General features: G+C 69.3%; 9 protein-coding genes. 3 read left to right on the top strand and 6 right to left on the bottom strand.

Translation table 11 applies throughout. The features are described from left to right. A partial coding sequence (locus G3N92_RS25615; RefSeq protein WP_206130388.1) for an alpha/beta fold hydrolase occupies nt 1–627 on the top strand: 627 nt, incomplete at its 5' end. A 72-nt stretch (nt 628–699) separates the two neighbouring features. Continuing rightward, entirely contained in the window at nt 700–1,095 is a 396-nt protein-coding gene (locus G3N92_RS25620) for a hypothetical protein (protein ID WP_206130389.1), read from the top strand. Between the two features lie 265 nt (nt 1,096–1,360). Here G3N92_RS25620 and G3N92_RS25625 read toward each other — a convergent pair whose 3' ends face one another. Together G3N92_RS25625 and G3N92_RS25630 are read right to left on the bottom strand one after the other, a co-directional pair. Continuing rightward, nucleotides 1,361–2,662, bottom strand: coding sequence for an MFS transporter (locus G3N92_RS25625; RefSeq protein WP_206130390.1), 1,302 nt, complete (start codon nt 2,660–2,662; stop codon nt 1,361–1,363). A 43-nt stretch (nt 2,663–2,705) separates the two neighbouring features. Continuing rightward, complete coding sequence (locus tag G3N92_RS25630) at nt 2,706–4,175, bottom strand: M20 family metallopeptidase (protein ID WP_206130391.1); 1,470 nt, start codon at nt 4,173–4,175, stop codon at nt 2,706–2,708. 121 nt (nt 4,176–4,296) lie between these two features. Here G3N92_RS25630 and G3N92_RS25635 point away from each other — a divergent pair, with 121 nt between their 5' ends. Beyond that, nucleotides 4,297–5,193, top strand: coding sequence for a LysR family transcriptional regulator (locus G3N92_RS25635; RefSeq protein ID WP_206130392.1), 897 nt, complete (start codon nt 4,297–4,299; stop codon nt 5,191–5,193). 43 nt (nt 5,194–5,236) lie between these two features. Here G3N92_RS25635 and G3N92_RS25640 read toward each other — a convergent pair whose 3' ends face one another. From G3N92_RS25640 to G3N92_RS25655, 4 genes are all read right to left on the bottom strand, one after another. Next, nucleotides 5,237–5,725: a VOC family protein gene (locus G3N92_RS25640; protein ID WP_206130393.1), complete on the bottom strand. Its 489-nt coding sequence runs from the start codon at nt 5,723–5,725 to the stop codon at nt 5,237–5,239. A 431-nt stretch (nt 5,726–6,156) separates the two neighbouring features. Further along, the gene (locus G3N92_RS25645; RefSeq protein ID WP_206130394.1) at nt 6,157–6,411 is read right to left on the bottom strand and encodes a hypothetical protein; all 255 of its coding nucleotides are present in this window, start codon (nt 6,409–6,411) and stop codon (nt 6,157–6,159) included. 147 nt (nt 6,412–6,558) lie between these two features. After that, the gene (locus G3N92_RS25650) at nt 6,559–8,829 is read right to left on the bottom strand and encodes an amylo-alpha-1,6-glucosidase (protein ID WP_206130395.1); all 2,271 of its coding nucleotides are present in this window, start codon (nt 8,827–8,829) and stop codon (nt 6,559–6,561) included. Nucleotides 8,830–8,970: 141 nt separating this feature from the next. After that, nucleotides 8,971–10,005, bottom strand: coding sequence for a rod shape-determining protein (locus G3N92_RS25655; RefSeq protein ID WP_206130396.1), 1,035 nt, complete (start codon nt 10,003–10,005; stop codon nt 8,971–8,973). Nucleotides 10,006–10,326: the final 321 nt, after the last annotated feature.

Here is a 10,326-nt window from a genome sequence, read left to right on the forward strand (position 1 = left end):
TCCGGCCGCAGCGTGATCGCCTACGACCGCCTCGGCTTCGGCCGCTCCGATCCGGCCGCAGCGCCGCTGCCGTGCGATTTCATTCATGCCGAAGCGCGCGACGCGCTGCCCGCGCTCCAGCAGGCATTCGGCTTCTCGCGCTTCGTCGCGCTCGGCCACAGCGTCGGCGGCGCGATGGCCGCCGCCTGCGCCGCCGTGCATACGGCGCAGTGCGAGGCGCTCGTCACGCTCTCCGCGCAGGCCTTCGTCGAAGCGCGCACGCTCGACGGCATTCGCGCGGCCCGCGACGCGTTCGCCGCGCCCGAGCAGTTCGCGCGGCTCCGGCGCCATCACGGCGAACGCGCGCGCTGGGTGCTCGAGGCGTGGGTGGATACCTGGCTCGATCCGGCGTTCGCCGCCTGGACGCTCGACGCCACGCTCGCGCGAATCGTCTGCCCGGTGCTCGCGCTGCACGGCGACGCCGACGAATACGGCTCGCCGCTTCACCCGGCGCGCATCGCCGAATTCGCGGCCGGCCCAACGCGTGTGGTGCTGCTGCCCGGCTGCGGGCACGTGCCGCATCGCGAGGCGACGGCCGAGGTGCTGGACACCGTTTCGACATTTCTCTCCGAAGCTCGCCGCGCCTAGCCGACAGGGTTATCCACAGAAAATGTTGGCAAGCTTGTGGATGACCTGCGCATGGCTTTCCCAAGCCATTGAATGAAATCGGCTTTTTCTCGCGCGACACGGTTTCGGCAGGCGCCGCGCAGCAGGCAGGCTTGTCCACAGATTTTGTTGGCAAGCTTGTGGATATCCTTTCTGGCTTCTCGCCAACACCTTGATTCGATGGGGATATTTCCAGGAATGCCGGGTTCGGGCAGCGGCATTTGCGCGATTCCGGCCACGTGTTTCGCGGCCGTATCGGGAAAAAAGCGTGTTCAATCAACGCCGAACCGGCGCATTGGTTGCGCCGGCAACCGCTTGCCGGGCGGCGTGCCGATCGCGTCGGACGATCCCGTCACGCGCCGCTCCCGGCCCGAAACCGCCCCGGCCAGCCGCGCCGCCGCCTGGCCGGGTTGTCCACAATTTTTGTTGGCAACATTGTGGATTTCCTGAGGCCATACGCGCCAAGCCATTGATCCAGCTATATTTTTCGCCACATGTCGCGAATGTGGCAGCACCTGCCTCGCCAAGGTGCAACCGAGGTTGTCCACAATTTCTGTTGGCAAACTTGTGGATTACCTGCGCATCCGCGACGCAAGGCATTGATCCGACACGGTTTACCGCGCGGCGTCGCGGATGCGGCAGGGGGCGGCGCCGGCCGCGGCAACGCTCGCGGTCGAACGCGTCGCGATCCTGCGTGCCGGCAGGCGCGGCCCGCTCAGGCCGCCACGGCCCGGTCGAGCTTCGGCGGCCGCATGCGGCTGACCGAAGCCAGCGCCGCCAGGCTGACCATCGCGGTGGCCATCAGGTAGAAGCTCGGCGCGCTGCGGTTCGCGGTGGCGCTGACCAGCCACGTGACGATGGCCGGCGTGAAACCGCCGAACACCGTCACGCCCACGTTGTAGCCCACCGACATGCCCGTCGAGCGCGTGGCGGCCGGGAAAATCTCCGACATCAAGGCAGGCAGCGCGCCGAAGTAGATCGACTTCAGCAGCGCGAGCCAGCCCACCAGCGCGAACAGCGCCGGCACCGATGCATTCGACACCGCATACGAGAACGCCGGATACGCGCTCACGGCAAACAGCACCGCCACCACGGCCATCTGCTTCAGGCGGCCGATGCGATCCGACAGATGGCCGGCGAACGGCGTGACGACGGTCAGGATCACGCCGCCCGCCATCGTCGCCGCGAAGCTGGCCGCGGCCGGCAGGTGCAATTCGCGGATCGCGAAGGTCGGCAGGTATTGCAGCAGGTAGTTGACGGCCGTGGAAACCGTCAGCGCGCCGATCGAGATCAGCACCATCTTCTTCTGCTTCGAGAACACGTCGCGCACCGGCGTTTCCGTGCGCACGGCTTCCGTGAACGCCGGCGCGTCCTCCAGGAAGCGGCGCAGGTACAGCCCGAGCGGCCCGATCAGCAGCCCGAAGAAGAACGGCACGCGCCAGCCCCAGGCGGCCAGATCGGCCGGCGACAGCAGCTTCGCCAGCCCGAAGCCGAACGATGCGGCCAGCAGCGTCGCGAGGCCCTGCGTGGCGAACTGCCAGCTCGCGAGAAAGCCGCGCCGGTGCGGCGCGTGCTCGATCAGCATCGCGGTGGACGCGCCGAACTCGCCGCCCGCCGAGAAGCCCTGGATCAGCCGCGCGGCGAACACGCCGAGCGGCGCGGCCAGCCCGATGCTCGCGTAGGTGGGGATCAGCGCGATGATGCCGGTGCCGATCATCATCAGCATGACCGACATCATCAGCGCCGCCTTGCGGCCGCGCCGGTCGGCATAGGCGCCGAGCACCACGCCGCCGAGCGGACGCACCAGGTACGACGCGCCGAACGAGCCGAACGTCAGCAGCATCGAGGCCGTTTCGTTGGTCGCCGGAAAGAAATGCTTGCCGATATAGATCGCGAAGAACGCGTAGATCGCGATGTCGAACCATTCGAGCGCATTGCCGGCGGATGTCGCGACGACGATCTGCGTGAGGCTCAACGGCTTGCGCGCGGGCGGAGTGGAAAGCGGAGTCGGGTTCATGAGGCGCTCGATCGGTTGACGGGAACGGAGGCCGCGGCGCGCATCAGGCGAGCGCGTTCGACGGCGACGGCGACGGAGAAGCGGAGGCGGCCCGGCGCGCGGCGACGATGCGCTGCGCGTCGTCGCCGAGATCCCACCAGAGGCCCGCCATCACGCCGAGCGCCTCGCGCGCGACCGAGCCGAGCAGGTGCTCGTTCGGCGCATGTTGGGCGCAGGCCGGATACGAATGCGGCACCCACAAGGTCGGCAGGCCGAGCGTGTCGGCGAACACGTCGTTCGGCACGGTGCCGCCGAGGTTCGGCAGCAGCGCGGGCTTCTTGCCGGTGGAGGCGCGCAGCGAGCCGAGCGCCCAATCCACCCACGGATCCTCGGGATCGAGCCGCGTGGCGGCGGCGCTTTGCGTGACGCGCACCTGCACGTCGTCGAAACCGTGCTTCGCGAAGTGCGCCTCGAGATGCGCGCCGGCCTGCTCGGCATCGGTGCCGACCACGTAGCGCAACTGGCAGGTGGCCTTCGCCGTGGCCGGAATCGCGTTGACCGGCGCGTCGGGGTTGCCGGTGCGGAACGCGAGCACCTCGAGCGTGTTCCAGGCGATCACGCGCTCGGTCGGCGTCAGGCCCGGTTCGCCCCAGGCGGGATCGATGGCCGGAGCGTTGTCGTCGCCGCCGAGCGCGATGTCGGCCAGCGCGCGGCGCACCGCGTCGGACACGGGCGGCGGGCGCAGCCCCTCGACGGCGATCGCGCCGCGCCGGTCGATCATGCTGGCGATGGCGTGCGCGAGCACCGTGCCGGGGTTGCGCAGCACGCCGCCCCAGTTGCCCGAATGATGGCCGCCGTCGCGCAGCGCCACCGTCAGTTCGATCGTCACGCCGCCGCGCGAGCCGAGGAACAGCGTCGGGCGCTCGGCCGACACGCGCGGGCCGTCGGAGGCGAGGAACAGGTCGGCCGCGAGCGCGCCGCGTTCGGCCGCGCACACGGCGTCCAGCCCCGGCGAGCTGATTTCCTCGCCCGTCTCGAAGATCACCTTCACGTTGAAGCCGAGCTTGCCGCCGCGCGCGTCGAGCACGGCCGCGAGCGCCGCGAAGTTGATCGAGTGCTGGCCCTTGTTGTCGGCGGTGCCGCGGCCGTACCAGCGGTCGCCGTCGACCGTGACCGTCCAGGGCGCGAGGCCCGCGCGCCATTGATCGTCGTGGCCGCGCACCACGTCGCCGTGGCCGTAGGTCAGCACGGTCGGCAACGCGGCGTCCTCGATGCGCTCCGCGATCAGGAACGGCGCGCGCGGCGCGTCGGGGTTGGCCGCCAGCCGCGACGTGAAGCCGAGCGCGGCCAGCGCCGGCGCGATTTCGTCGCTCAGGTAGGCGTGCAGCGCATCGGCCTGCGCGGCGTTCTGGCTTTCGGTGCGGAACGCGACGCGACGCGTCAGCTCGGCGAGCAGACGGCCCGAGTCGTAGTGCTCGAGCGCGCGCTCGATCGCTTGCTGGCGGGGGCTGCGGGGGGAATGGCTGGCCGTCATGAGGTCTCCTTGCAATCCTGACGTGAGAGGAAGTCCGGCCAGTCTAGGAACGCCATAAATTCTCAACAATTTCAAAAATTGGTTTTAGACTTGCCGAAATGGCAACGCAAGGAGAGCGACGATGCTGCACGGGATCGCGCTGAAGTATTTCGTCGAGGTGGCGCGCACCGGCTCGCTGGCCGCGGCGTCGGAAACGCTGCATGTGGCGGTGTCGGCGATCAGCCGCCAGATCAGCAAGCTGGAGCAGGATCTGGGCGCGTCGCTGTTCGAGCGGATGCCGCGCGGCATGGTGCTGACCCGCTCCGGCGAGTTGCTGGCCGAACACGCGCGGCGCGTGCTGCTCGAAGCCGACGCCGTGATCGGCGAAATCTCGGCCGGCGCGAACCAGGGCAGCGGCCTGGTGCGGATCGCGTGCACCGAAGGCTTCACGCGCTCGTTCCTGCCCGGCGTGCTCGCCCGCCACCGGGCCGGCGCGCCGGACGCGCGCTACGTGCTGCGCGCGGGCACGCCGGCGCAGGTGGAACACTGGGTGGCGACGGGCGAGGTGGATATCGGCATCGCGTTTTCGAGCGGCAGCGCGTCGCCGTCGCACGTCGAATACGCGGTGGGCATGCCGGTGCGCGCGCTGCTCGGGCCGACGCATCCGCTCGCCGCGCACGACCACATCACGCTCGAGGATCTGCAGGCCTACCCGATCGCGCTGCTGGAACGCAGCACCACGGTGCGCCAGTTGTTCGACCTGTGCTGCTCGGCGCGCGGCGTGCGGATCGAGCCGCTGCTGTCGAGCAACAATTCGGCAGCGCTGCACGCGTTCGCGGCGCTGACGGGCGCGATCACGCTCGGCAGCGAGGTGTCGCTGAAGGGGCGCGCCGGCGGCAAGACGCTGATCGCGCGGCCGATCGACGAGCCGCTGCTGAACCAGCGCATGCTCGAAATCACGACGATGCGCGAACGGCGCCTGCCGATGGTGGTGAAGGCACTGCTGGCGGTGCTGAAGCGCGAACTGGGCGAGGCGTAGCGCCCCGCCGCGTTGCGCCCCACCCGGCGCACAGCCGAAAGCCTCAGGCCGATTGCGGCGGCGTGCACTGCGCCATGCCTGCGCGGATCTGCTCGGGCGTCAGGTCGCGCTGATGCGTGGCGACCGACCAGCGATGGCCGAACGGATCCTCCAGTTGGCCGTAGCGATCGCCCCAGAACATGTCGGTGACGGGCATCGTGAGCTTCGCGCCCGCCCCCACGGCGCGCGCGACCACCGCATCGACATCCTCCACGTACAGATGCAGCGTGACCGGCGTGCCGTTCAGCCGCTGCGGGCCGAGCGCGCCGCAGCCTTCCATTTCGTCGGTCAGCATCAGCGCCGAATCGCCGATCCGGATCGCGGCGTGCATCAGCTTGCCGTCCGGGCCGGGCAGCCGGCTCGTTTCGGTCGCGCCGAACGCGGCCTGATAGAACGCGATCGCATCGGCCGCGCCCCGGCAGATCAGATGCGGCGTGAGGGTGTGCATGCCTTCGGGAATCGGCTTGACGGCGGGCTGGGCTTGGGCGGACATGATGCGGCTCCTTGGGTGGATGTGCCGGCGGTGCGGCGAAAAGCGCGAACGCGCGTGGGTGTCTCCACCACGCGCAACAGCCCCCGGAATCGGCATCGCCGAGAAATCATTTCGGCTATCGTGGAGGCTCGCCGATGGATAGTGATCGCACCGCCCAAAGTTATCCACAGTTTTTGTTGGCAAGTCTGTGGATATCCGTCCCCCGATCCGGCCAAGACATTGATCGGACAAAGAATTTTTTTGGGCCTCTCGGCGCGCTCACCAATGCGTCACGCCGCACATACACAGGATCAGACCCCTGATCCTCGCCGCGAGCCGAAGCCCGCCCCGCACAACCGCCGCCACAGTGGAAAAGCCCCGGAAACCGGGGCTTTCGAGCGCATTGCGTTCAGCGCGAAGCCCGAATTCGGGCCTGCTCCACCGCCAGCCGGTCAGGGCCGTTCGAGCCCGCCCATCAACTCGGTGGCCTTGTCGCGCAGCGCTTCGTAGCCGGCGCGCGCGTGCTCGGGCAGATCGGGATCGCCGATCAGCGTGCCGAGCGTCTCGACGAGGCTGAACGCCAGCCCCTTCGCCGCGCCCGCCGCGATCGACTGCGATTCGACCGAGGCATGCAGATGATCGACCGCCGCTTCCATCTGTTCCAACTGGGCCTGGCGCGTATCGCCGGGCCGGGGATCCTGGGTCATGATTGCCACCTCCTCGTTGTGATCCGGCGCGCCGCGAGCCGCCGCGCGCCATTGCCTATCGTGCCTGACGGGATGCCTTCGCGCCATCGGTGCATCCCGCGGCGCTCGCGGGCGCGTTGATCCCGCGCACGCGAGCGCCGCATCCGGTTACAGCGCGGCCACCACCTTCACGCGGCCGCTGCCGCCCTGCGCCGACGCGATCACCTGCCCGTTGACGCGGCGGAACGTCAGCGAGACCGTTTCCGCCCCCACGCTCAGGTTGTCGAGTTCGAGCCAGTCGATGCCGTCGGGCAGCGTGGGCTGCTCGATGCGCACCTCGCCGCGCGCCGCGTCGACGCTGACGCCGAGGCAGGCCTGCAACATCATGAACGGCGAACCGGCCGCCCAGGCCTGCGGCAGGCAGGCGACCGGGTAGGCGGTCGGCGATTCGCCTCGCCGGCGCGGGAAGCCGCAGAACAGCTCGGGCAGCCGCATGTCGAAGCTGACCGCCGCCTCGAACAGCGCGCGCAGCAGCTCGGTGGCGGCCGTCTTGTTGCCGTAGCGCGCGAAGCCGCGCGCGGCCAGCGCGTTGTCGTGCGGCCAGACCGAGCCGTTGTGATAGGCCATCGGATTGAAGCGCGGCTGGCCGGCCGCCAGCGTGCGCACGCCCCAGCCGGTGCGGAACAGCGAGGAATCGAGCGTGCGCGCGACCGATTCGCCGCGGCTCGCCTCGGGCAGGCCGAACGCGAGCAGGTGGCCGGCGTTCGAGGCCAGCACGCGGCACAGCTCGCCCTTGCCGTCGAGCGCGATCCCGTAGAAGCCGGCTTCCGGCATCCAGTAATGCGCTTCGACCACCGCGCGCAGCTTGCTCGCGCGCGCCGCGTAGTCGGCCGCGCGCTCGGCGTCGCCGCGATGCGTCGAGAACGTCGACATCGCGTCGAACGCCGCGCACGCGTAGGCCTGCACCTCGACCAGCGCGATCGGGCCTTCGGGGAAGCGGCCGTCGGCGTGGAACACGGAATCGTGGCTGTCCTTCCAGCCCTGGTTGGCAAGGCCACGCTCGGACGTCTTCTGATAATCGAGCACGCCGAGCCGGTTGCGGTCGCAGGCGCGCATCACCCAGGCGGTCGCGCGTTCGAGCGCGGGCCAGAGTTCGTCGATCAGCGCGGTGTCGCCGGTTTGTTCGAGATAGGCGCCGGCCAGCACGACGAACAGCGGCGTGGTGTCCACCCCGCCGTAATACAGCGCGAACGGCACCTCGCCGGTGGCGGCCATCTCGCTGCGGCGGAACTCGTGCATGATCTTGCCCGGCTCGGCATCGCGGAACGCCGACGCCTCCAGCGCCTGATGCTTGGCCAGGAAGCGCAGCACGCCGCGCGCCAGCGACGGCTGCAGCCACAGCATCTGCAGCGAGGTGATGATGGCGTCGCGGCCGAACGGCGTGGAGAACCACGGGATGCCGGCATACGGATAGGGGCCGGTGTCGAGCTGGGTGGTCAGCAGGCCGAGGTCGGCCAGCGAGCGGTCGAGCCAGGCGTTGAACAGCGGATTGCCGGTGCGCACGCGCGCAATGGTGCGGCGGCGCTCGCGCATCTTGCGGTGCACGCCCACCAGCGCGCGGCGCAGGCCGGGCCGGCCGGCCTTGGCGAGCGGCTGCTGCGGCTCGGCCGGCTCGCCGTCGCGCTCGATGCGCGCCTCGACGGTCAGGTAGATCGACACGCAGGCCTGCGCGGCGATCGTCAGCGTGTAATCGGCGCGGTCGGGCGTGAGGCGCACCGGGGCCGGCGAAAAGCCGATCCGCACCGTGCGCGTGACGTCGTCGAGGCCGTCGTAGCGCAGCTTGACCTGGCCCGAATCCACCGCCGGCGCGGCCACCGTGCCGCGATGCTCGCGCGGCGTGCCGCGCACCTCGAACATGTCGAGGAAATCGGACGAGAACGAGATCGACAGCGGCACCTCGGCATCGGTCGTGCCGTAGTTGGTCAAGGTCAGCGCTTCGTACAGCACGTTATCGGCCAGCACGCGCGTGCGGTCGATGTGGATCACGCCCTCGGGCATTTCGTGGCCGCCCAGCGGCGGCAGCGGCCGGTTGGTCAGGTGGGCGGTGAACGAGGCGTTGTCGGCGCTGGTCGCGCCCGACAGCAGCGACGGCGCGCGGCCGCCGAACGTCAGGCGCCAGCCCGACAGCACGCGCATGTCGTCGACGAACAGGCCGTCGTCGTAGCCGGAAATATCGCCGAGCGTGTCGCTGACGACGAACGCGTCGCCGGATTTCAGCACGTGCTGGCTGCCGCGCACGGGCTTCTGGGAGACGGGTTCGGGCGTGATGAACGGCGGCGCGCCGGACGGATCGGCGGGCGGTGCGGAAGACACGGGGGATGGTGCGACGACGGCCTCGTCGGCCGACGGGGAAGCGGGATGAGCTTGCGTTCCGGGCATTGCGACTCCTGGCTGCTGCGGTCCACGGGGAAACGGGTGCTGGCGACTGCTCGCACCCCGATTCGCCACAGCATAGGCCAGAACGGCCCGGGTTCGCAGTTTCGCGCCCGCCCGGTCAGGCGGCGCGAAACGAGTGCCGGATCAGTGATCGAGATCCATGACGAGCCGGCCCATTGCCAGGCCCGCGCCGCGCACGGCGCAACTGAGCGGCTGCTCGGCCACGCGCACGGCCAGGCCGGTTTCGTCGAACAGGCGGCGATCGAGGTGAGCAAGCAGCGCGCCGCCGCCGGTCAATACGATGCCGCGATTCGCAACGTCGGTGATCAGTTCGGGCGGCGCCCGTTCGAGCACGGCCTTCACGGCGCTGACAACCTGATTGAGCGGCACCGTGAGCGCCTCGGCCACGTCGTGATTGGACAGCTCGATGGTGCGCGGCAGGCCGTCTTCCACGCCGCGCCCGACCGCGCGCATCGATTCGCGCGGCACCGAGCCGGTCGCCGAACCGATGTGCTTCTTGACGTGCTCGGCCGTCTGCTCGCCGAGCTGGACGTTGTAGAGGCCGCGCACGTGATTGATGATGGCGTCGTCGAATTGATCGCCGCCGACGCGGATCGAGTGCTGATACACGGCGCCGCCGAGCGACACCACGCCGACTTCGGTGGTGCCGCCACCGATGTCGACCACCATCGAGCCGATCGCCTCGGTCACGGGCAGCCCCGCGCCGAGCGCGGCCGCGAGCGACTGGTCGATCAGGTTCACGCGCGACGCGCCAGCCGCGCTGGCCGCCTCGCGCAGTGCGCGGCGCTCGACGGCGGTGGCGTTGGACGGCACGCAAACGGTGAATGCCACGCGGCGCCCGAACAGCGAGCGCGCATGCGACATGCCGACGAACTGGCGGATCATCTGCTCGGCGGCCGGATAGTGGGCGATCACGCCGTGCCGCAACGGCCGCACCGCGCGCAGGTGCTCGGGCACGCGCCCGATCAGCGCCTTGGCGAGTTCGCCGACGGCTTCGACACGCGCCTTTTCGAGGTGAGCATCCGATTTACGGAAACAGACGACCGACGGCTGATTCAGCACGATGCCGCGTTCCTGCGTGTAAATCAGCGTGCTCGCGGTGCCTGGATCGACCGCGACGTTATTGGCGAAAAGCCTGCCCAGAATGGGTGTCGACATGGATGAGCCTTTACTTGCAGACGAGCCGAACCTCGCGAATCGCGGCCAATCCGGCATTTCCCCGCGCCGGTGCTGCTCGAATGGCCGCCTGCGCGCATCGAATGGCGATGCGTCGGCGAGAGGCAGTTTCTACTGTAGGCAATTCGCGGTCAATGGAGAATATTCCGATAATGCAATTATCAATCTGACACATCGCTTGGGAGTCCGTCCTATTTCGGAATCGATTGACGCGCGCCGCAATGCCTGTACCCTCTCGTCTCGCCGTCGCGCGCCACGCTGCGCCGGGCCTGGCCAATCCGCTATTCGAACAACAATGAAACA

Source organism: Burkholderia sp. Ac-20379 (genome assembly GCF_017104645.1).
GTDB lineage: Bacteria > Pseudomonadota > Gammaproteobacteria > Burkholderiales > Burkholderiaceae > Burkholderia.